Source organism: Deltaproteobacteria bacterium GWA2_45_12 (assembly GCA_001797365.1).
Lineage (GTDB): Bacteria > UBA10199 > UBA10199 > UBA10199 > UBA10199 > UBA10199.
In genome coordinates, this window is record MGPH01000005.1 from 58,281 (window position 1) to 80,758 (window position 22,478).

A 22,478-nucleotide genomic window follows, 5' to 3' on the forward strand; every position below is an offset into this window, starting at 1 on the left:
AATAAATGGAATAAGAGGCTCCTCCAACTGATTTTGCCAATCAATAAACCATCATGAAAGAAACTAAAATCCTTATTGTCGATGATGAAAAAGAGCTCTGTCAAGGGCTCGAAAAGCTAATTGGCTCGCAGGGCTACAAGGTTCAATCTGTTTTTGACGGAAAAAAAGCGGTTGAAACAATTAAGAAGGAGCTTTTTTCGCTGGTGATTTTGGATCTGAAATTGCCCGGTTTAAGCGGAGAAAAGGTCCTTCGTCACCTAAAAATTAAACGACCTAAAACAAAAGTTATTATACTCACCGCTCATGGCACTGTTAACTCGGCAGTAAAATTTCTCAAAATGGGGGTTTCCCAATATCTTCAAAAACCTTTCCAGCCAAAACAGCTGATAGATCTTATTCAAAAAGAAATTGGCCTTGGAGATGAAATCCATTTAACAAAGGAACTTTATTGCTCGATTGGATCCAAAATTCGCAACTTAAGGGGAAAAGAGGGTTGGACAATTCAACAGTTAGCCGAAAGAATAGGGATTTCCACCAGCCTTGTTTCCCAGGTTGAAAACGGAAAACTTTCTGCTTCGCTTGGCACCCTTTTAAAAATTTCTCAAGGATTCCGAATCCCTATCAAACAGCTCTTCTAGCAGTCTGCCCTTTTTGACACCCCACTTTTTACTAAAATTAAACTTTTTTATTTATTTTTACTAATTTTATTGACAATAAAATTAGTATTTGTAAAAATCAAGTCCACATTAAAGTAAAGGAGGTTATAAAAATGAAGCGAAACTCTAACAGTAAAAGTAAATTAAAATATGTTCTTAGCTTCGCTGGCGGCGTTGCCGTAGCCCTGCTGATCATCTGAGTTGTTGTTTTTAGTGACTCAAGTCTTTTACCAAACGAAGATATTTTTTAAGGAGGTTTGTTATGGAAAACAAGTTCGTACTTCTTATTGCCCTGGCCGCCGGTGTGGCGGTTGGGATGAACTGGGGAAAAATAAAAAAAGGAGTCGGCCCCTACGCCAAGGTCCTTGAGGCAAAAACGGTGGATGGCTATAACGGGATCATCCGATTTTTTGCGGAACAAAAGGAACATTTAGAGGATGTCATGGCCGCTTCCAAGGTCCATAAAAGCCGGCCTGTATCCGTGGTTAAGAATGTTAAACGTTCTGGCGGTCGAAAAGGGAAAGTTGGTCTTCAGGTAGCTCATGCATCATAAAAAAAATGAGGTGGGGATCTTATGAGTGCGATAGCAGAAAAGGAAATTTTAACGTTGATTCAGAATGTTTCAGGCCGCCTGCGGCTGCAATTTCCGCGGGATAAGCGAGATATTCCGGATGTCGACCAATTTCTAGAACTGCCGGGAGTTCAAGAGGTTACCTACAACATGCTCACCAAGTCCCTCCTGGTTCTTTACAATATCCAAATTACCACTGCAGACGAACTCATGAATTATATGGAGCGGTACTGTCCCTGGCTTGAGATTCGCACGGGAAAGGCTTGGGGGGAGGTCCCCTTTGGTCACGATCTTCTCTCGCAAATCATTTTTGGGACTCTTGCTAAGAGCAACCGTTATGTCCGCAAACAACTGGGTGGAAAAGCTGACTTAACTTCAATCGTGCCAACAGCAATGATTGGATGGAGTCTTTGGGAACTGGTCCGGCGCCCGACAAGGCCTGGCTGGTTTGATATTTTGCGTGCGGTGGAGATTTATGTGGTCTCCATTGCAAATCATCAGCAACATTAAACAGGAGGTTTTTATGGAAGGCAAAGGATGGGCAATTTTAGCTTTATTGGTGGGGGTGGTCATTGGGGCCAACCGTAAGAAGCTGGCCAAATTTTTAGGCCCGTATGTCAAGAATTTGGGGTCTACTTTTGAGAATATGAGCTCATCGATGGGACAGGCCATGGGAACAGTGGGGAGTGCTGCAACGCAAGGGGTGGGATCGACTGGCCATTTTCTAAAAGGGGCCTGGAATCAGGCACTGCATTTGGTCCCAGGAGGACAGGAGACACATAATCAGTCTCCTCGGTCGGTTCACCATCGCAAGGTTCGCCGATCAGTTCGAGCAACAGCTTAAAGTCAATTGGGGATGTTTAAAGGAAAGAGAGAGGTTTTTATATGTGGAAAGTTTCTTTATTGCAGGAAGCCGCCCTCAAGGCGGGTGAATTCTTGGTTGATCTCGGTACGCCTGGCAACAAGATAACCAGTAAAAAGAAAAAAAGAAAAAAAGGCAACCAAAGAAATCAAGACAGCCTCAGTGAGGTTAGCCCAGGCGAATGGAGGGTCACTTCCGATCTCCCAGGCCGCCTTCGCCTCAAACACCCCAAACTCTACCAAAGCGAGCTCTATTGCGGCCAGATTGAAAAACGGCTGATGAACATGGTCGAAATCACCAAGTATAATGTCAGCACCGCTACTGGGGGTGTTCTTATCTGTTATGACCAAAAACTCATTTCACAAAAGGAGCTTCTCACATTTCTAGAACAAGTGGTTTGTGAAACCCCTGCCGATCAGGCAATCCCACAGGATACTAAACTAGCCATTTCAAGCGCCTCATTTACTTTCGCGCTCGGCTCTGCTTTATGGGCTCCCTGGTTGCTGCCGGTCAGCATGCCGATTGTTTTTTACACCGCACTCCCTATTTTTAAAAATGCCCTGAATGCCCTTTTTGTAGAGAAAAAGGTCAAGGTTGATATCCTCGATGCCACGATTGTAGGGGCAAGTCTGGGGATGGGTTTCCCCGCCGCTGCCTCATTTATGGTGTGGATTCTCGACATAGCTGGCGGGGTTCTCCATCTCACCACGCGTCAGTCCCAACGACTTCTCTATCAGGCTTTGGGTAAACAAGCCCATTACGCCTACCTTGTTAAAGACGGTCAGGAAATCAAGACTCCTGTCGACAAATTAAATAAAGGGGACATTGTCGTTGTCAATACCGGGGACCATATTCCCATCGATGGAGTGGTGACCGACGGGGAAGCGATGGTGGATCAGCAAAGCTTAACCGGAGAGGCGGCACCGGCTGAAAAAAGACTGGGAGAAAAGGTTTTTGCGGCTACGGTTGTTGTGGCAGGCAAAGTCTTTGTGCAAGTGGAAGCCTCCGGTGATGAGACTAACGCCGCCAAAATAGTAAAAATCATCAATGAGTCGGCTACCTACAAATCAAAAGTTCATAATATGGGAGAAAAATTTGCCGATAGGATGGTCATTCCCACTTTTGCATTAGCTGCTGCCGGCTCAGTTATTGGCGGTCCTCAGGCATCTTTAGCCATCATCAATTCCGATTTTGGGACCGGTATTCGTGTGGCGGCCCCCATGGCAGTTTTAGCCTCGCTCGCCTGTGCCGTCAAGCATGGCGTTCTTATCAAGAATGGTCGTGTGCTGGAAGCCCTTCCCGAGGTACACAGCGTTCTCTTTGATAAAACGGGCACCTTGACTCACGAGGTTCCCGAAATAGCCAAGATTATCGAGGCCAATGGACATTTCAAAGAAGAAGAAATTCTAAGATTTGCTGCTGCCGCGGAACAGCGTTTTTCACACCCCATCGCCAAGGCAATTCTTGCCAGGGCCGAGCAGTTGGGGCTCCAGTTACCACCACGGGATGATTCAAAATTTCATGTCGGTTTTGGGATTCAGGTGGGAATTAATGGGGATCAAATCAAAGTCGGCAGTATCCGTTATATGCAAAAAGAGGGGATTTCCATTCCGGATCATGTCTCTACCGAACTGACAAGAATTCATCAATTAGGTCGCTCCGCCATTATGGTAGCCGTCAACGATAAGTTGGCTGGTGCCCTGGAGCTGGCAGCCAGCCAGCGTCCGGAGGCCAAGGAAGTCATGGACATGCTTCGCAAGCGAGGAGCTAAAGAACTGGTTCTTATTTCGGGGGACCACCAAGCGGCTGTGCGCGAAATGGCCAATTCTCTTGGCATGGACCGGTATTTTGCGGAAGTGCTTCCACAAGACAAGGCCAAGTATGTGGAACTTCTCCAGAAGGAAGGAAAAAAAGTGGCCATGGTAGGGGATGGGATCAACGATTCGGTGGCCCTTTCCAAGGCCGATGTCTCGATTTCCCTTCGGGGGGCCTCAGACATTGCTACCGATATTGCTGATGTTGTTTTTATGGATGGAAGTCTCCAAAAGTTTGAACATCTCTATAATGTGTCGGAAATGCTCAAGAAAAATGTCAACCGGAGTTTCAAGATGATCCTCTTCCCCAACGCCTTTTGCATTGCCGGGGCTATGTTTGGGGTTATTGGTCTGGCCGGCTCGATGGTCTTAAATAACGGATTCAACATGATTGCCACGATTAATGGAATGTCGCCGCTTTTTAACGTGCTCGAGGAGAATAAGGAACGGTCAGAAAAAACCCAGGTCATTTCTGTCGCCTCTGAGTCAGTGCCTGCTCCTGTTTCTGTTCCAATGCCACAGGCGGCTGTAGCTTAAAAGAGGAAAGGCTTTATGGAAAAAATTATCGAGAGAAAACTGGAGGCTGGAAGTTCCATAAAGCTTCAGGAAAAATTGGACAGTCGCATGAATGAATTGAAAAAAAAATTCGGCGGGGAGGAGATGAGCTACTATTGGGGCCAGGAAAAAAAGAAGCTGATGATCAAAAGCCGCTACTTTACAGGAGAGATCCACCTGACCCCCAAAAGCCTTCAAATGTGGATTGATATTCCATTTTTGTTTCGGCCGTTTAAGGGAAAAGTTGTGACCGAACTCACCAACGAAATCAACTCAATTGTCAACAATGGAGAAAACTATGAAAACACTCAACAGGCAGTCTGAAAATTCACAATTCTCTCCCCATCTCCAGTCCTTTTTTCTTTCGCCGCTGTCGCAAAAACAGGTTGTCTGTATTGCTGGTTTGGGATCCGCTTGCGGCAAATCACTCATGGCAGCAAATCTCTGTTCTCTTTTAGAACAGGAGGGAATTCGGGCTGACTTGATTCACACCCGTTTGGGGATTCTGCGGGCCAGCGATTCTCAAATGGCTTCTCATATGGCCTTAGTTGAGGTGGAAGAAGACGAGGGGAATGCCTGGTATCAAATGGCCCATGAAATTCTGCTTGTTGCCGATCCTTTTCGTTTGAATGGCACCATGGTTTATGAGGCCCATCGTTTTTTGGAGAAGATCAACAGACTTGAAAAGCCACTCTCTGTTCATCTGGTTGTCAACCGTACCCAAGATGTTCACGATGCGAAACGGGTCTATGGCCTCTTACGAAAAGAGGCTTTGGATTCTCCTTGGGTTCATTTTAAATATTTCGGTTATCTCCCCCAGGATCCTTTTATAACATTTTTTAGATCCATGGCACTTCGTCTAAAATATGGTTACGAACTCTGGAGGCATTAAATTAAAGATTGTGAAAAATCGGAAGCTAATCCCAGGTGGAATAAGAAAGAAAAGGATAACAAAATGGAAACGCAAAATAAAACCTCAACAACAGCCCAAACGGCCTCTATGGAAGAGTTGCCTGGGACCGATTCTTATTCTGGGAGGGATCGTCGGGATCATTCTGCCAGGAATTCCAGGAATCCCTATCGTGATCGCTGGAATGACCCTCCTTATGATCCAAAAGAAGCAGACATTCCTAAAAAAACGGGCCTAAAAAATAAACTACAAAGGGGGTATCATTTTTTTGAAAAATACCTACCGCTCTTTACTGTTGCTTTTTTTATAGGCGGTGTAGCCATGGCTCAGATATCCCCTTCCTTTGCTACTTTTATTGATGGCATGATCTCCGGATTTATTAATGGCTATGGATACGTTGCCCCCCCGGCCATTTACTTCATTTTAACACCGGCCCTGCTTAAGATAATTCATATCCCCATTGGCACCAACGGGAAAAAGTTTGGTGTGGTGGCTATTAGTTTTTTTGCCAAGCAAAGGCTTTTGGCCTGCCTTTGGGCCTGTCTTTTTACCACCCTTATTTTTGGTCTGCCCCTCTATATTAATGGAACCAACACCTTCAGCGTGGCCTTGATCAAGTGCCTTAAATCGTTTGGGTGGATGGCAACCCATAGTATTTATTTCTATGCCTTTTATGCCGCCATCCTAACGGTGCTTATTTCCTTAAAACTTAAATGGATTGAGCCGTTGATTCAAAAACCATCGGAATGGATCGAGGCCTCCGGAAAATATCTGGTGCCCATCATGCCTTTTTTCATGCTGGCCATTGGTTCTTATGTGGCCCATTTGAATGTGAGTATTGTGGAGCAAGTGGGAGCGGGGAAAAATACGTTACATGTTGTTTCTGTTTTTGGTCTAACTTTTTCTCCTTCTGGAAAGTATGGGATGCTTTGGATTTATCTCATAGGAGCAGGGGCTACAGCATTAGCCTGTTGGATCTGGCATCTGGCTCTTTTGTCCTACGCCAAATTCATGCTGGGGTCTCATTTTTCCCTTAAAACCTATTTTGCGAAATATTGGCCCCGTGTTTACCCTCTTCTTTGGGCCACCTCATCAGAAAGTTTGGGCATGCCTCTTAATCTGCATCTGGTCAAAACCCATTTTCCTAAAATTCCTACCGTAGTGCGGCGATTTTGTATTGGAGGGGGATCGTTTTTAAGTATCAACGGAACCATGATTTGCGTCTTTGTGCTGGCGGGCGTGGTCAGTCAACTACTGGGCATCAAGATTTCCTTGCTTCATTTATTGATGATGTTGCCGATTGTGTTTCTGATGGGCTATGGAGTTCCTGGCATTCCCGGCGAGCTCATCCTTTTTGGCGGGCCTATTGTGGCTCTTTTGGGACTTTCTCCCGAGTTGGCCCAGGTGTTTATCACGATTTATGTGGGAATGCAGATCGGTCTTCCTGATTCTTTCCGATCGGCCACGAATTCCACCGATAATTGTATTTCGGCACATCTGATGAACCATGTGTATCAAAAACGGCATGTAGTTCCTCAGCAAGTTACTGTTGGTAGGGGCAGTGGCCTGGTACCTATTCCTGTTCTCGTGCCTCTCATAATCCAAAATTTCATAGCAGAGGAAAAAAACCAAGGAATAGGAAGGAGCCTATAAAATGGAACTTTCATCTCAGACAGAAAGAGAGCCCCTTCTTTCCCCCCGCTCCCGATATGCGGGGACCCCCATTGAAGAGTTGTTACTCTTTCATAATGAGGGAAAGGACGCTTCTGGGATCTGTGAAAGACCCCAACTCATTGTGAGCCTTTGTATGGATCAAAGAATTTCACTTCATCTGCCGGAAGGTTTTGCCTATACCTTGCGAACACCAGGAAGCCGCATTCAAGGCCTCGAATTCGCCGTGTCCTATGCGATTGCCATGGGAGAAGTGCGAACCCTTGCTATCATTGGGCATACCGATTGCGCGATGACAAAAGTAAAAGAGGTCAAGAGATGTTTTGTCAGGAGGTTGGATACATGGCATACGGGATGGTCCGCTAAGGACGCCTTAAGACATTTTAACCGATGGGCCCCCACTTTTTATATCGAAAACATAGAACAGCATGTGCGGATTCAAGCCGACTGGATTAGTGGCATTTTTCCTGATCTCCTGGTGGCTCCCATGATTTACCAAGTTGAAGATCATCACCTCTATTTGTTGGAGGAAAATGGCTCGTCCCTTTAAAAAAAAACGAGAGAATTTCTCCCCCCTTCTACCTTGGAGATCATGCCGTACGCCGTTTTGACGGGTGTGGTCGACATGGCCCCCATTCCGGTGGTGGTGGAATATGCCAAGGGGTATTTGCGGACAGCCATTTTGCGGCAGATCGCCAAGGCTTACCACCTCAAGACAGAAAAAGGAGTTATTAGTGTCCTTACTCTTGGGGAAATAGCCACCGGTTTTTCCGGAATCGTTCACTCAACGGTTAAATTTTTAACCTCCCCCTGGCAACATATAAAGAATTTTTCCCACTTTACCGGACTTGCCGAGGAAACGGCGCGCACTTATGCCATGGCCTTTCTTTTTGAGCGGTATTTGGAAGTAACAGAAGCCCGTTATTTAGGGCCCAAAAAGGCCCTAGAGATCCGCGAAGCCATGGACACCGCGTTTTTCCAGGCGGCCCAAATAGTTATTGCCCCTTTCTTTCTTGTTTTAAGGCAATTCAATCCGGCGGTTCTTTTCCAAATGGTTCGCTTTTCGTTGCGTTTTGTTATCCCTTGGGCTCGCCCTGGGGTTCGAAACGGAAAAAATTCCTCTTTGCTCATCAACCGATTGGAAAAGAACTCACCTAACCTTCTGCTTCTCTCAACAGCTTTCGCAACCGCTATCAACATGCGGGGAGGAACATTAAAACGCTCTCTTGAAAAAGGATTTTTTGCAAAACTTGCCAAGTGATGTCGACCCCCTAGGAGCCTGTCGGGGAAACATTTCACATAATTTAAGATCGGCAATGGCTAGGTTTTTTGCTATCAATGGTATGAACCCCAGGGCAAGCCCTGGATCCAAGATTCTCCGCCTAAGGCGGAGGGTTTTGACCCAGCAAGGCACGCATCCTGCGCCAACGAGCGTAGGGGATAAAGATTTGTTTCAGGTTTGGAAAAAATCGTCACTGATGCCACCTTTTAACCTGAAATTTTTTGCCGATAAATTGCACCGCATGCAGAGTACTGTTTTCTTCGTACAGATCGGTGCCATGGATGGTAAAACGCATGACCCGATTTATGATTTGGTCCGATCGTATGGCTGGCGGGGAATACTGGTGGAACCAATGAAGGATCATTTCGAAAAACTTAAAAGAAATTATGCAGGCTGTGAAGGACTGATCTTTGAAAATCTTGCTATATCCGAACATGCCGGTACCAATATTATGTATCGTATCCCGACTCAAACCGTCCATGACAAGAAACTTCCCGAATGGGGATTGCAAGCCAGCTCGTTCTTTCCAGATCGCAATGCCTTGGGTTGGGATGACATAAAGCCACATGTCATTCAAGAAACCGTCACTTGTTTACGTCTGCCTGATCTCCTGGAGAAGCACCATGTGCAGGATGTCCATGTCCTTCAGTTGGATGCCGAGGGCTATGATTACCGGATTCTGCGCCAGTTAGATTTTACGAGATTTAAACCTTACGTTATTAATCTCGAAATCGTAAACATGACCCGATCGGAACTGGGGCATTGTAAGCAATTCCTGGATAAGCATCAGTATCTTTACTCAAAAACAGGTTATGATCTATTGGCCATCTCCCTGCCTCTCATGGGGCTTTAAAAAGGAATATGCGATGAGTTCATAGAGCGGTTTCTCAAAAATGAAGAACTCGGGGGCAAGCCCCCGAGTTTCATCCTGAGCCACCCTCCCCCGATTTTATCTTCGGCTGGATTATTCGTTCAGCAAAAAACGCCTATTTCATGCTCTTTTCCATCCTCAACGAGCAACACTTCTTGGGAATTTAATTTTACGCCATCTAATTCAATGGTGCCTTTTTCCGAAGCGAGGTCTGCTTTCCGATGATTGACCTGGATGGAATAGCGGGTTGTTCCGCGCTTATACAGTATTTGAAATCCCGACCAGTCTTTCGGCATGCAGGGATTGATTTTCAGCCGGTTATTTTTCAATTCGAATCCTAAGAGGGATTCAAGCACCGCTCGATACATCCAGCTCGCCGAACCGGTGTACCAAGTCCAGCCACCGCGTCCGACGTGGGGGGGCTCTCCGTAAACATCCGCCGCAACCACATAGGGTTCTACTTTATAGATCTCCAGGTCGGCCTTGGTGGACGAATGACCGATGGGATTAAGCAACCTGCAAAGCTCCCACGCCCGATCGGCATCGCCTAAGGAAGCAAAAGCCATCACGGTCCAAATGGCCGCATGCGTATACTGCCCTCCATTTTCACGCACGCCGGGGACATACCCTTTGATGTAACCCGGATCGAGTACGCCCTTATCAAAAGGAGGAGTGAGGAGTTTGATGATGCCGGCTTTTCGGTCGATTAATTTTTCGTCGACGGCCTCCATAGACTGTAACGCACGCGTGCGTTCCGCCGCTGTGGAAAGCACAGCCCATGATTGAGCAATGGAGTCTATTTGGCATTCCTGGTTTAATGCCGCCCCCAGCGGCGTTCCGTCGTCAAAATAGGCACGACGGTACCAATCCCCGTCCCAGGCATTTTCTTGGGTCGCTTCTTTGAGTCTTTTCATCTGTTCGCGGTACAAAGTCACGCGCGGCGTCGACGCTTCGCCCAGAAGTTCTATAAATTCCTTTAAGGTGCCATAAAGAAACCAGGCCAGCCAAACACTTTCCCCTTTTCCATCGTGCCCCACACGATTCATGCCGTCATTCCAATCCCCTGAACCCATGAGGGGTAATCCATGCCGTCCCATTTTTAAACTTCGATCCAGAGTCTTGGTGCAGTGTTCCAGCAACGTACCTTTTTCTGCCGAGACCGTCGGGAGACAATAGGCACTCTCCTGTTGCGGATCCAGAAGCGGCGCCTCGATAAAGGGGACGACCTCGTTTAAAATCGACCGATCCCCCGTAATCTTCACATAGTAAGCGGTCACAAACGGAAGCCAGAGAAGATCGTCGGAAACATGTGTTCGAATACCCTTTCCGCTTTGAGGATGCCACCAATGCAGGACATCGCCTTCTACAAATTGATGGGCTGCAGCGTTCAGGATCTGGTCTCTTACGATTTGAGGTTTCGCGTACACGAGTGCCATCACGTCTTGAAGCTGATCTCTGAAACCAAAGGCGCCCCCCGACTGATAAAAAGCGGAACGCCCCCAAACCCGGCATGACAAAGCCTGATAAAGAAGCCAGCGATTCATCATCCTATTCATGGCGGGATCCGGAGTTTTGATTTCAATCACTCCCAATACTTCGTCCCAGTATGCGGTGACAGCCTCACAGGCAGCGCGTCGATAGTCGGAATTGGCATACTTGAGCGCCAACGCCCGCGCCTCTTCCCTATCGTTCCCCTGTCCCAAAAGAAGGCTGACCTCACATTCCTCTCCGGGCGCCAACTCGATTTTCTTTTGAAAAGAAGCGCAAGGATCCAGACCGGCTCCAGAGCGCCCTCCCAAAGCACTCCTTCCCAATGCGTCAGGCCGGGCCGGATTTCCATTTCTACCCAGGAACTCTTTGCGATCGCAGGTGAAACTGTCTGCGCCGTCCATAAAAGAAAAAGCGACTCTCTTGCCAAATTCATTGCTGTAGGGATTTTTGGCGATCAGCATTCCGCTCACCGGATCTCTCGCTGTAAAAACGTGCGGCGCTGTTGCCGCCCGGTTCACGCCAAGAACCCATTCCACATAACTCGTCACCGACAAACGACGGGTTTTCGCGGTGACATTTTTCAAGCGGAGACGACTGATTTTGACACTCGCATCCAGAGGAACGAGCATGTGCAGTTCCGCCGAAATCCCACGACTAGAATAAGCAAACTGCGTGTAGCCCTGTCCGTGCCTGATGACGTAGGTCCCGTTTTCTCGAATGGGCAACGGCGTGGGGGTCCAATATTCCCCGGTTTCCTCATCCCGGATATAGATGACCTCACCGGAAGGATCGGAGACGGCGTCATTCGACCAGGGAGTAAGCCGATTCTCCTGGCTGTTCTGCGACCAGGTGCATCCCCCTCCGGATTCCGAGACAATGAATCCGAAGTCCTGGGAATTCGAGATCACATTGATCCATGGGGCCGGAGTGGAATTTCCTTCCTTCAGGACGATCATATACTCACGGCCGCCTTCGGCGAATCCTCCTAATCCGTTAAAAAACTCCAACGGCGGAATCACCGGTTGAATCGCCGGATACTGTCTTTGTGAGACAGTGGGGATAAATTTATCGGGAAGGTGGTCCTCCGTTGGATGACGATTCAGCTGTTCCCTAAGCGTCCCTTTCGAACAATTTAAAACGACGCGAGACACCGCCTTCAATAACACGATGTCTTCTTGGGGTATGATATTGGCGTTCCGGATAAATATCCCGCCCGGTTTATCAAGTAAAGCCTGCGAACCGATCATCCGAATCTGCCTCTGTAATTCTTCCTCCACTGTTTTCAGGTAACTGGGCGCGAACTCGTTTAAGAGTACCAAATCGATCGCAAGACCTTTTAACCTGAGATACTCATGTCCATGAATTAACTCGCGGACCATTCCCATGTCTTGCTCATTGTTGATGAGGGCGAGAATGATCGGCCGATCTCCGCTGATCCCATAGGCCCATAAACCGGCTTGGGCTTTGAAATTCATTGCAAGATTCTGCGAACGCGGCCGCAGGAACGGATCGGAATAGATGACCCGGCTTGCAAGGCGCTGAAACGTGTGAGTCTGATGGCTATCGATATTCAAGTGGCGCAGTTGGACACGCGAAGCCGTCCAGGCCAGCTCCGCTGCGCGGTCAAAAATATGGATATCATGATATTTGTCGACGAGCCGCAGTGCCTCTTCACGAGAATGTGTCAATCCGGTTGCGAAGCTGATGCGCGCCGTCTCTCCGGCGGGAATACGAATGGAATGTCTTAAGGAAAATAGAGGGTCCAAGACAGCTCCCACCGTGTTTGAGAGGGGGCGATCTTCGATGATCACAAGAGCATCCGATGGATTTCGCCCCCTGCCCAGAAAAGCCGCTCTATCCGTTTCATATTGCACGCTTCCGACAACGTCGCCTTCGACAACAAGAACATGAAAACCAAAAATGTGTTCTTCTTTTTCGGACCGGCGCCGGCGTGTCGCAAGAAGAGCGCATTCTTCGGGCACGAATTCGGTTTGAACGAAAAGATTGTTGAAAGCCGGATGGGCGGTGTCGCTCTTCAAAGGCGCCAGAACCGTTTCCATAAAGCTCGTCACTTCGAATTCCTGGGCGTCCAGGGAGTTATTCGTTAAAGAGATTCGGCGAATTTCAACGTCCTCCTCGGGTGAAACAATGATTTCGGTATGCGTTGCAATCTGCCCGTCCTCCCGCCAGAACTCGACCTTATCCTCGGCGAAGGTGGCTTCATATTTTTCAGGCATCATCGTCGTCGGTTGATATCCCGGGGACCACACGCTGTGAGTCGCCCGGTTTCGAATATAAAAAAACTGTCCCCAGTGATCGCGCGTAACGTCCTCACGCCATCGGCTGATTTCAAGGGAGGCGCAACGCGAATAGCCGGAACCCGTCGTGGTAAGCATGACAGAGTAACAGCCGTTGGAGAGCAGTTGAGTCCGAGGCATCGGCAAGCTCACATCGGCATAGGTTCTGGGATTCCAATGGGGAAAAACGCTCGTTCTCTCGGAATGAACCTCTTGGGCACGAGAGCGGTAGAGTAGCATGTCTGTGGGAATGCGCTCTTGCAGTAAAAGCTGCGTTGCCTGCACCAGCGGTTCGGAATGGAAACGTCGTTGCATCCCATTTTCATGAAGAAGGTTGTTCATAGAGATCAAACTCATTCCCTGATGATGAGCCATGAAGGAACGCAAAATAAAATATTTCCGATTTTTCTTTAGCCGTTCGGGCGTGTAATCGATAGATTCATAAAATCCATAGCAGGACAGCATCCCCATTTCTTCGAGATTCCGCAAGTTAGAGAGCGCGGCCAGAGGGTCGATCATAACGGCCAGCATGGTCGAATAGGGAGAAATGACTAAATCATCGCTTAAACCACGTTTTAATCCCAAGCCCGGGACTCCGAATGCGCGGTATTGAAACATGAATTGCAAATCACGCATATTATATTCCGACTCGGAAACTCCCCAAGGGACCCTCTTTTTTTTGCCGTAATCGATCTGGTGGGCCACGATGGACCGGCACGTTTGATCGAGGAGAGTTTCGCCAAAGTTTCGTGTGACCAGAAGCGGCATCAGATATTCGAACATGGTGCCGGTCCAGGAAATAAGAGCGCGTCCTCCTCCTTTGACCGCCGTCAAGCGGCGACCGAGCCTGAACCAGTGTTCCTGGGGAATATCTCCTTTGGCGATTGCCACAAAACTGGCCAGGCGTGATTCGGAAGCCAAAAGATCGTAGTAGGAATTGTCGTTTTTGTGATCGACTACATTGTAGCCGATCACAAAAATTTTGCGTTGTTCGTCGAACAGGAATTTGAAATCCATTCCCAATACGATTTCATCACACAGGTGTATGAGGGCTTCTATTCGCAGGCGTATTTTATCAGCCTCATGCTCCGGCGAAAGATCTCGTTTGAACTCGGTGGCCTGATGGATCGCCGCGTCCAGCCAGAGACCCGCCGGCACTTCCGCCAAACGCGATAGGAGCGTATTTAAAAAGTTGCCGAATTCCGCCTCCGAATTCCAGCGTGATGATGAGACAAAGTCGAGGATCGATTCGATGGTGCTTCGAAAAGATTTTAAAGAATCAGAGCGGAAGGCATTTTCTTTGAGAAGAGCGAGGGTGTCCGTCAACCCTTCCTTCGCCTTGGGGTTGATCTTACGATTATCGATTAATTCAAAAAGAGATTGCTTGAAGGCCAATAGATGGCCAGCAAGGTTTCCGCTGTCCACCGTCGAAATGTACTGAGGCCGCAGCGGTTCCAGGGTTTGCGTGTCGTACCAATTAAAAAAATGCCCATGCAGGCGTTCAAGCCTGGCCACGCTCTGAAATATTCTCTCGGTATGTTCCAGAAACTCCAATCGCCCCACGTAACCGAAATCGTAAGCGGAACTTAAAGACAAAAGCTGAACCCCAATGTTGGTCGGAGATGTCCGATGGGCCACTACCGGCTCGGGATCCTCCTGAAAATTGTCGGGAACGAGAAACTTGTCTTCTTTCGTTACGAACGTTTCGAAAAAATGCCATGTTCTTCGCGCATAGAGCCGAAACGTAGTTACTTCCGAAGTGTCCAACGCCCGGACCCGTCTCTTCCTCTTTTTTCTTATCCACATTTTTAGGAAAGGATTGGCAAGCCAGGCAATGAGCAAGGGCGCGGCCGCTCCCAATGCGTCAGGACGCCAAACAAAAAGAGTCATTGCGGTAAAAATCGACAAGACCGGTCCGGGACCGAGAGTGATCCATCCCGAATGGCCTTTTCTCCGGTCGTTTTGTGCGGCGGCAAACGTGGTCCATTCAAGCAGTTTTTTATGGCTCACGAGTTTACGGTAAAGCGTTCGCAAAATAGCGTCTGTCTGATTCCATGCCTGATCCGGCAGAAATGTAATCAAGACAAGGGTTTGCCTTAGCTGTAATAAAGACTCGGTCCAGCGATGACTGACATGGCGGCCCCTGGATACACCTAGGCGCTTGTGAAAGAGACTGCTTGTGGCCGTTGCATAGATTGGAAATGCGAAAAGAATACCGATCAAGAGTGTCCAAAAAAATGGCGACCCCGGAAGAAAAACCCAGCCCAGCCATAACCACAATATAACCGCAGAAGGCACGAGACTGCGCCTGAGATTATCCAAAATTTTCCACCTGGCAATCAGGGAAAGCTGGTTGGGAACCCACTGTGGACCGGATGTGGGCACTCGCGGGAAAAGCCAGGGCACAAGCTGCCAATCTCCGCGAATCCACCGATGAATTCTTTTCGAGTAATTTTTGTAATCGTCCGGATAGTCATCAAAAAGCTCCACGTCCGTGACGAGCGCCGAACGTGCAAAACAGCTTTCGAATAAATCATGGCTTAAGACCGTGTTCTCGGGAACCCGGTTTGCAAGCGCCGCTTCAAAGGCATCCACCACATAGAGACCCTTTCCCGTATAGCTCCCCTCGCCAAATAGATCCTGGTACACGTCCGAACAGGCGGTGGTATAGGGATCCAGCCCTCTGGCGCTCGAAAAAATGTGGGTAAAGCGAGTCCGGTTGGCACTAGACAAGGCCACGCTGATTCGCGGCTGCAAAATACCGTAGCCCGAGATCACACGTCCATTTTCGGCATCGAACTCGGGACGATTGAGCGGATGTAGAGCCATTCCAACAAGCTGATGAGCGGCGCCGCGGGGAAGCTCGGTATCCGAATCGAGGGTAATGACATATTGAATCTTCGCCAAAAAGGCAGGATCAGCAGAAGAGCCGACAAAACTTGTGTCCGTGGCACCTCTTAAGAGTCTGTTGAACTCATGTATCTTCCCGCGCTTTCGCTCGTAGCCTATCCACTTTTCTTCACAAGAGTTGAAAATTCTTTTGCGATGAAAAAGAAAAAAGCGTTGATTGTCCGCATCCCCATACTTGCGGTTTAACTCGGCGATTTGTCTTTGGGCGAATTTCAGAAGGGTCGCATCCTCGGGCAGAGTTTCCTTGTCGGCATCCTTAAAGTCCCCCAGCAAAGCGAAGTAGATATATGGATCTCGATTGGATAGAAAATGGACTTGCAGCTTTTTCAGAAGATTCCGAATCACGCTCTCATTGCTAAGAAAGGTGGGAATCACCACCATGGTCGTTGCCTCAGGCGGAATTCCTGCTTCCATGTCTATTTTTGGGAGTTGTTTCGGTTTTAACAGACGCGTCAGGACGTGGTTGACAATGCTTAAAGCAAATTCGCTGGCCGGGATCAGGGCGAAAAAAGTAAAAAATAGGGCGGGAATATTCTCTCCTCCCCGGTATTTAAAATATGCGAAAATGGAAGCACAAAGAAGAAGCGCCAGGAGACTTAACGATCCTAGGTAAATTAAGGCGGGATGCCTGGCCACCCATCGACTGACTCGTTCTTTTAACCGCGGCCTGTAACCGATTTGTCTCTCAAAATTGAAACGTCCGTCGCCGATCAGATAAAAACCGACGTGGGAACGCTTCGGGGACTCCGGATGACCATCGAGGCCCTGTGGTTTTCCTGCCACTTCGATCAAGTGCTCAGCCACCTTAAGTTCGCTCTGTTTCGATCGCTTCGCCAACCGCTCCACGACATGGCGGTAGCGGTCCCGGGTCGCAAAATCCATTTTCGAATAAGCACCGCTCGGATCTTGATTCAGAATCGGATCGACCAAACTCACGCTCTCTATGAATTTGCGCCAATCCAGTGAGGACAAAAGTCTCATGCTGGTGATGATGTTGCTGACTGTGGTCTGTGCCGTGACCTGCCGATGGTGTTCCAGCTGAATGACGGCTTGAATGTTCGTATGGTGATGACGGTCGAGTTGTTTTTCCAGCCAATCAAAAGCGGACAGGAGATCGGGATCCTGATCGCGTAGCCTTTGGGTCAATTGTACAATAAAAGCGCGATCAAACTGGCCTGGCTCTCCCACTCCGACAATAAACATCCTCCCAATGTCTTCGGGAGAGGTATCGGGTACTGCGGCTGATTGCAAAAGCCGATCCGCGAATGCGTCCGCTTCGGCGCGCTTTTGCCGCGCAGTGACGATTCTTAACGCCAATGGCGTCAGGTGTTCCACCAGGGCGATACGCAGCGTAATCGCCGTGGCCCAAAGTTCTCCGATCGTGAGAGGGGCACCTTGCTGATAAGAGTGAAGAAACCGCTTTAAGACATCGGCATCCAGGTGACTATCCGTATGCGCAATGATCGCTAGCGCGATACCATAGACCCGCGGGTATCCTTCGAGTTCGCCCGTAGCAAGCTTCGGCAGTTCGTCGTAGTAATCCTTCGGCAGGTCCTGCTTGATTTCCCTGACTTGATCTTCCACGATATGAAAATTATCGACAAGCCATTCCGCTGCAGGGGACGCGACTTCTTTGTCCCGAATAACTTCCGTGAGACGAAGGTAAGCGTCAAGCAGTTTTCGGCCATTTTTCTTTAAATCCGGAAAAATGGAGCGGCCGCCTTTGAGAGTGGAACTGACCGTGAATTTTCCGGCCAAGTAAGCCGCATAGCGCTCAAGGTGCTCGACGCTGAAAACTTCTTCGCGAACCGGATCATCGGTCAGCAGATCCGTCGAACGTCTCAGTATCTGCAAAAAATCCACATAAAGCGGATCGTCTTTCAAAGTGTCGTTCATGACGTTTTCCACTTCCAGTTGCGAATCTCCGGAATATCGTTGGCGGCGCGCCGGTAGGCGTCCATCTTGTGGAGCATTTCCTGGGAAAGAGTGTTCGTCTTCAAGTCCCCTTCATACTTCACTGGGGTTTTATAACCAAGTGCAGAATGTCATCTGGCGTCCAAGGCATCCGTTTTGATTCCCGGCATGATGACGGCAAAGAAAGTTTGATCGTTTATGGCAACAATGGTTTTGGCCTGTGCGATGGAAACAATAGGGCGTCCTTCCTTGCTCATTTTTGTGTATTGCAATGCCATAAGAAAGATTGACTCTAACGTAATGATAAACTAAAAGATGTCCTAAATAATTACCTGTAAAATATAATGATTTATTGATATTTTTAAAAAAAATTGGTCATGTCTTCATTAATTTAAGAAAGGGTTTTTTATGTCTTATCAGAAATGTTTGCTACAAATAGTATGGTCTGTTTTTTTCTTGATATCTCCATTTATCACAAAAGTTCATGCAACAAGCCCCTGGCCTGGAGAGTTGTGGACAGAAGCCGAGATTTTGACGCATCTGGATCCAGAATTTGCAGATAATTTAAGTGGGGCCCATTGGAATCCAAATACACGCACCTTATGGGTTTGCTTGAACGGTCCCGGCAAATTTTGGGCGATTGTTGAAGATGGGAACGGGAGTTTTGAAGTTGATTATCAAGGAGCCAATCGTGCGGAATGGTATCCCAACGGAGATCTGGAAGGTATTACTCAAGCCAATCTAAATGAGCCCAGTGTCTATGTTATCGCTGAAGGCGTTGATAGAATCAGAAAATACGATGTTTCCCGGTATGGTATCGTGGCCCTCCTTAGAGAGTGGAATATTTCATCCGATGTCCCGACTTCCGGAGGATCAGGATCCGAAGGGATCACTTTTGTTCCCGACTATTGGTTGGCTTTAAGCGGTTTTGTGGATGAAAATGGCGAACCCTACACAAGCCAGAACGGCATGGGGGGCCTCTTTTTCATCGCGCATCAAAATGGTGGTGGTGTTTATGTCTTTGACCTCGATCCTGACAGCGGTGTCTATGATTTTGTAGGACGTTATCTCACTTCACGAGGTGAAAGCAGCGGGCTTGAATTCGACAGGTCAAGCGGTGTCCTTTATGTGTGGCATAATACGGGCAGTAATTATTTGGAACTGACCGATCTCTCTTCTTTTGTAAGGGCGGATGGACAAAGACAGTTTAACACCCTTGTGGAATACAATGGCCCCAAGGGGGGCAATTTGGAGGGAATTGCCGTAACGCCAATCACTTCGCAGGATCATTGGATTTTGATTGTCGACGACGACAATCAAAACGGCGCCGCTCTTATGTGGTTTGACGAATTCTTTCCCGATATTGAACTTCCAACAATGACAACAGAGGTGCGTGTTTCCTCATCTACCGACGATGCCGAAGAAGCAGCGAACGGATCCGTGAATCTGGCAAGTACCGATTTAGAACTTGTACAGGAAGCATCCACTCAAACCATAGGAATCAGGTTTGCTTCACTGGGAGTCCCCGCTCATGCGACGATTACAAGAGCCTATATTCAGTTTACCGTCGATGAGGCAACAGCGAATGGAACAGCCTTGACTATTTACGGTGAGAACTCCAGCAATCCATCCGCTTATTCAAGCACCCTCCGAGGCATCACATCACGGGCCAGAACAGCCGGCTCGGTTCCATGGTCTCCGGAGCCTTGGGCCATCCTTGGCGAATCCTTGGAAAGACAACGGACTTCCGATTTGACCGCAATTGTCCAGGAAATCGTCAACCGCAATGATTGGGCAGCCGGGAATCCCCTGGCTTTTGTGATCACAGGAGCGGGCAAACGTGTGGCAAAATCCTACAATGGAATGCCATCAGTGGCTCCCCTTTTACATGTTGAGTACACAGAAGGAGAGTTTGTTGAACCGGAACCTGCCGTCATGACATTGGATGTCGGTATTTCTTCTGCAAATGATGATGCAGAAGAAAGAGCCGATGGGTCCATGTATCTTACAAGTACCGACCTGGAACTTGTGGAAGATGGGGCCAATCAAACCGTGGGCCTTAGGTTTGGGCGCGTCGATTTACCTCAAGGTGCATTCGTTACGGGCGCTTATCTTCAGTTCACGGTTGATGAGACGAGTTTGGGATATACCTCCTTGGATATTAGGGGTGAGCTTTCGGATGCCCCTCAAGCATTTACCAATAACCAGAGAAATATTAGTTTACGGAATAGAACATCGACCAGTGTTAACTGGGTTCCGGAAGTGTGGAATGTCCTTGGGCAGGCCGCCGAAAGCCAACGGTCGACGGACATCGGTGCGATTGTGCAGGAAATTACCAATCAAGGGGCTTGGACAAGCGGCAACCCAATGGTTTTCATTATTACCGGCAGCGGCAAACGAGTTGCAAAATCATACAATGGATCAGCTAACCTGGCACCCCAGCTTCACATTGAATATCAACTAATCAGTGGGGATTGATCAGAGGTTACTATTGGAGAGTAGCCCCCGCAGCTTAATGCGGGGGAGGCTCATTTAGCTTGCAGCCTTTTTGATATCTCCCGGCTTCCGAAGCATCTTATCAACTTCCGCCGCATGCATTTCTTCGGAGGAAACCATTTTGCGGGCATAGTCCTCAAGCAAAACGGATTTGCCTTCCACCAGACTTAAAAGCTCTTGATACAAATCAAGGGTCTTGTGTATGCACTTACCTCTTTGTTTCAATAGAGATTTTGTTCAACCCCATCTTTGAAGCCATGTCCATGATGGTCACCAGTTTTCCCGTTGTCGACCCTTCGTCGGCCTGAATAAAAACAGAGGGCTGCGGTTCTTTTTTGCCTAAAGAAAATAGCGCAGTTTCCAAGGCTTTCACATCAATGGAGATACGGGGTAAACTCCGTCTTTTGGTTTTTATAGGCACTATTTTCCTGAAGCCGAATCAGCCCCAGATCTGACATCTTCGAAAAACATTCTTTCTGAATCTGGCAGGTCTTTTTTAAATATTCCTGCTCTCGATGAACTTCAAAATGGGTTTTGGCTTTCTTCCACTCTTTTTCATCCATTTGCGTGACCATGGCAAAAATATCATAGGCATGGTGTCTCCCATAATCACTGTCCTTGTCATTGCGCTCTTTTCGATCATCGAAGGCATTCAATTTTAAAATAAGATAATTGTACGCTGAGGGGATGTGGAATTTCTGCTCTTGGATCTCCATTTCAACAGCGCCAATTTCAATGCCGTCGGCTTCTGGAGTAAGGTAGGCGTGGAAGTCGGAAACCCCTATGGGTTTAATCCTCGGTTTGTGAATCTCAACTTTTTGCAGATCTTCTGGAGGTGGTGGTGCAGAAAGAAGGTCTATTTTAATTTCACGCTTTTGTCCGAACAGATCCACCGATTTTGAGAACTGAAAGTTTTTGGCCTCCGGCACCACCTCGTATCGAAGCGAGCGAAGCACATTTTTCAACTTTTCAATTTGGTTCTTATCTACAATGAGTTGAGCGTTCAAAAACAAATCGATGTCATTGGTGGACCGGGTCTGGACTTCAAAAGGATACCGCGTGGAATGGTAGGGAAGATAAGTCTGCCGGAGGTAAAGGCTTAAGCCACCCCCTAAAATTGGGTGGATCCCCTGTTGATCGAGTTCTTTCTGAAGTTCGAGTAAATGGGTTAGAAGTAAGTCATTCATTTGAGGTTACTCAATATGTCGTCCCGAATGCCTTGGGCAATCTCTTTTTCACGTTTATCCAACTGTGACAGCTCCAAATAAGATTGCAGCTTTGAAGAAAAATTGAGTCCGTCTTCCTTTAGCCTATCAAAATAGACGGGCAATTCTCCCGTTTGTTTCAAAATCAAATTAGGAAACCTTTCATTCGGATCGGCATCCAAATTGATTAAATCCGTGACATAGACAGAAAAAACTTTTGGTGGGGTTGTCACGGTATATCTATAAGCCGAGCTTTCTCCAGTTAAACTCCAGGCCAAAGTGGGAAATTTTTCCTTCAACAGCGAAAAAGGGTCGGGAACCATTATTTTAATTATTTCTTCTATTTTGGGAGGAACATATTCCTCCTTAAATTGATCTAAGAGTTTATCCGATTGAATGAGACGGATTTGATTGTCTTCTTTTTGTACAATTAATTCCTCCTCCAAACGTGTGAGAACCTTGGAAATAGTTGATACCGATAGACCAACACCCCGTTTGGCAATTGATTCACCGATTTCACGTAAAGAATTAAATGGCCCTTTCTGCGTCAAAAGCAATCTTCCAACCAAAGAGCTGTTCCCGGAAAATATCTTTTTAATCGGCTGGGAGTCTTTGTATTGATTTTCCTGATCCAAGCGGATGGCCAGAAATTCTGGTGTTTGAATGTAGTAATTTCCATTCAGATCGAGAGCGCTCATTTTTTGACTTGAAATCATTTGAACAATTGTCCCTGAAAGATAAGGAACGATTAGCAGTAAATTGTTCTTTTTTTGCTCACCACTTTTGAGTTGTAGTATGGCCTGGGTAGCCATTTGAGGAGATGATCTCGCTCTTATTTCGGCAATAAAATTGGACCTTTTATTTTGCCACTTCAAACAAACTGATATGCGCCCCTGACACTGGAGGGAATGGATAGGAAGTTGAGGTGGATGGGTTGCAGTCTTCTGAAGCCCTTGATAATGAGGGTTTTTAA

15 protein-coding genes and 1 pseudogene (1 of these 16 only partly in view) are annotated in these 22,478 nt (G+C 47.6%); 13 read left to right on the forward strand and 3 right to left on the reverse strand.

The annotated features are described in order from the left end of the window. The 12 genes and pseudogenes from A2048_05605 to A2048_05660 all read left to right on the forward strand — a co-directional run. Positions 1 to 5 (forward strand): annotated as a pseudogene (locus A2048_05605) (hypothetical protein) (it extends 991 nt beyond the left edge of the window). 48 nt (positions 6 to 53) lie between these two features. Then, the gene (locus tag A2048_05610) at positions 54 to 638 is read left to right on the forward strand and encodes a hypothetical protein (GenBank protein OGP10929.1); all 585 of its coding nucleotides are present in this window, start codon (positions 54 to 56) and stop codon (positions 636 to 638) included. Positions 639 to 918: 280 nt separating this feature from the next. Then, positions 919 to 1,209, forward strand: coding sequence for a hypothetical protein (locus tag A2048_05615; GenBank protein OGP10930.1), 291 nt, complete (start codon positions 919 to 921; stop codon positions 1,207 to 1,209). Positions 1,210 to 1,230: 21 nt separating this feature from the next. Beyond that, complete coding sequence (locus tag A2048_05620) at positions 1,231 to 1,737, forward strand: hypothetical protein (GenBank protein OGP10931.1); 507 nt, start codon at positions 1,231 to 1,233, stop codon at positions 1,735 to 1,737. 13 nt (positions 1,738 to 1,750) lie between these two features. Further along, a complete protein-coding gene (locus tag A2048_05625; GenBank protein OGP10932.1) occupies positions 1,751 to 2,071 on the forward strand; it encodes a hypothetical protein in 321 nt (106 codons plus the stop codon). A gap of 41 nt (positions 2,072 to 2,112) precedes the next feature. Further along, positions 2,113 to 4,440, forward strand: a complete 2,328-nt coding sequence (locus A2048_05630) for a hypothetical protein (protein ID OGP10933.1) — start codon at positions 2,113 to 2,115, stop codon at positions 4,438 to 4,440. 15 nt (positions 4,441 to 4,455) lie between these two features. After that, the gene (locus A2048_05635; protein OGP10934.1) at positions 4,456 to 4,782 is read left to right on the forward strand and encodes a hypothetical protein; all 327 of its coding nucleotides are present in this window, start codon (positions 4,456 to 4,458) and stop codon (positions 4,780 to 4,782) included. After that, positions 4,757 to 5,350 (forward strand): hypothetical protein, encoded by a 594-nt coding sequence (locus A2048_05640; protein ID OGP10935.1) that lies wholly within the window; start codon positions 4,757 to 4,759, stop codon positions 5,348 to 5,350. The genes A2048_05635 and A2048_05640 overlap by 26 nt, the downstream gene beginning before the upstream one ends. 63 nt (positions 5,351 to 5,413) lie before the next feature. Beyond that, positions 5,414 to 7,021 (forward strand): hypothetical protein, encoded by a 1,608-nt coding sequence (locus A2048_05645; protein OGP10936.1) that lies wholly within the window; start codon positions 5,414 to 5,416, stop codon positions 7,019 to 7,021. A gap of 1 nt (position 7,022) precedes the next feature. Continuing rightward, positions 7,023 to 7,589 carry a hypothetical protein gene (locus tag A2048_05650; protein OGP10937.1) on the forward strand — a complete coding sequence of 189 codons (567 nt, stop codon included), beginning with the start codon at positions 7,023 to 7,025 and terminating at the stop codon, positions 7,587 to 7,589. A gap of 42 nt (positions 7,590 to 7,631) precedes the next feature. Continuing rightward, entirely contained in the window at positions 7,632 to 8,300 is a 669-nt protein-coding gene (locus A2048_05655; protein OGP10938.1) for a hypothetical protein, read from the forward strand. Positions 8,301 to 8,517: 217 nt separating this feature from the next. After that, positions 8,518 to 9,174: a hypothetical protein gene (locus A2048_05660; protein OGP10939.1), complete on the forward strand. Its 657-nt coding sequence runs from the start codon at positions 8,518 to 8,520 to the stop codon at positions 9,172 to 9,174. 119 nt (positions 9,175 to 9,293) lie between these two features. Here the strand turns inward: A2048_05660 and A2048_05665 are convergent, their stop codons facing one another. After that, the gene (locus tag A2048_05665) at positions 9,294 to 17,786 is read right to left on the reverse strand and encodes a hypothetical protein (GenBank protein ID OGP10940.1); all 8,493 of its coding nucleotides are present in this window, start codon (positions 17,784 to 17,786) and stop codon (positions 9,294 to 9,296) included. Positions 17,787 to 18,212: 426 nt separating this feature from the next. On the opposite strand from A2048_05665, the gene A2048_05670 reads away from it, so the two are divergent. Then, positions 18,213 to 20,282, forward strand: coding sequence for a hypothetical protein (locus A2048_05670; protein OGP10941.1), 2,070 nt, complete (start codon positions 18,213 to 18,215; stop codon positions 20,280 to 20,282). Between the two features lie 392 nt (positions 20,283 to 20,674). On the opposite strand, the gene A2048_05675 is transcribed toward A2048_05670, so the two are convergent. Together A2048_05675 and A2048_05680 are read right to left on the reverse strand one after the other, a co-directional pair. After that, the gene (locus tag A2048_05675) at positions 20,675 to 21,487 is read right to left on the reverse strand and encodes a hypothetical protein (GenBank protein OGP10942.1); all 813 of its coding nucleotides are present in this window, start codon (positions 21,485 to 21,487) and stop codon (positions 20,675 to 20,677) included. Next, positions 21,484 to 22,317, reverse strand: a complete 834-nt coding sequence (locus A2048_05680) for a hypothetical protein (protein OGP10943.1) — start codon at positions 22,315 to 22,317, stop codon at positions 21,484 to 21,486. Before A2048_05680 ends, A2048_05675 begins: the two co-directional genes overlap by 4 nt. Positions 22,318 to 22,478: the final 161 nt, after the last annotated feature.

Bases quoted from the DNA above. Each gene is read 5' to 3' on its own strand.
- A2048_05610 (OGP10929.1), top strand. From the start codon at position 54: ATGAAAGAAACTAAAATCCTTATTGTCGATGATGAAAAAGAGCTCTGT.
- A2048_05615 (OGP10930.1), top strand. From the start codon at position 919: ATGGAAAACAAGTTCGTACTTCTTATTGCCCTGGCCGCCGGTGTGGCG.
- A2048_05620 (OGP10931.1), top strand. From the start codon at position 1,231: ATGAGTGCGATAGCAGAAAAGGAAATTTTAACGTTGATTCAGAATGTT.
- A2048_05625 (OGP10932.1), top strand. From the start codon at position 1,751: ATGGAAGGCAAAGGATGGGCAATTTTAGCTTTATTGGTGGGGGTGGTC.
- A2048_05630 (OGP10933.1), top strand. From the start codon at position 2,113: ATGTGGAAAGTTTCTTTATTGCAGGAAGCCGCCCTCAAGGCGGGTGAA.
- A2048_05635 (OGP10934.1), top strand. From the start codon at position 4,456: ATGGAAAAAATTATCGAGAGAAAACTGGAGGCTGGAAGTTCCATAAAG.
- A2048_05640 (OGP10935.1), top strand. From the start codon at position 4,757: ATGAAAACACTCAACAGGCAGTCTGAAAATTCACAATTCTCTCCCCAT.
- A2048_05645 (OGP10936.1), top strand. From the start codon at position 5,414: ATGGAAACGCAAAATAAAACCTCAACAACAGCCCAAACGGCCTCTATG.
- A2048_05650 (OGP10937.1), top strand. From the start codon at position 7,023: ATGGAACTTTCATCTCAGACAGAAAGAGAGCCCCTTCTTTCCCCCCGC.
- A2048_05655 (OGP10938.1), top strand. From the start codon at position 7,632: ATGCCGTACGCCGTTTTGACGGGTGTGGTCGACATGGCCCCCATTCCG.
- A2048_05660 (OGP10939.1), top strand. From the start codon at position 8,518: ATGCCACCTTTTAACCTGAAATTTTTTGCCGATAAATTGCACCGCATG.
- A2048_05665 (OGP10940.1), bottom strand. From the start codon at position 17,786: ATGAACGACACTTTGAAAGACGATCCGCTTTATGTGGATTTTTTGCAG.
- A2048_05670 (OGP10941.1), top strand. From the start codon at position 18,213: ATGTCTTATCAGAAATGTTTGCTACAAATAGTATGGTCTGTTTTTTTC.
- A2048_05675 (OGP10942.1), bottom strand. From the start codon at position 21,487: ATGAATGACTTACTTCTAACCCATTTACTCGAACTTCAGAAAGAACTC.
- A2048_05680 (OGP10943.1), bottom strand. From the start codon at position 22,317: ATGGCTACCCAGGCCATACTACAACTCAAAAGTGGTGAGCAAAAAAAG.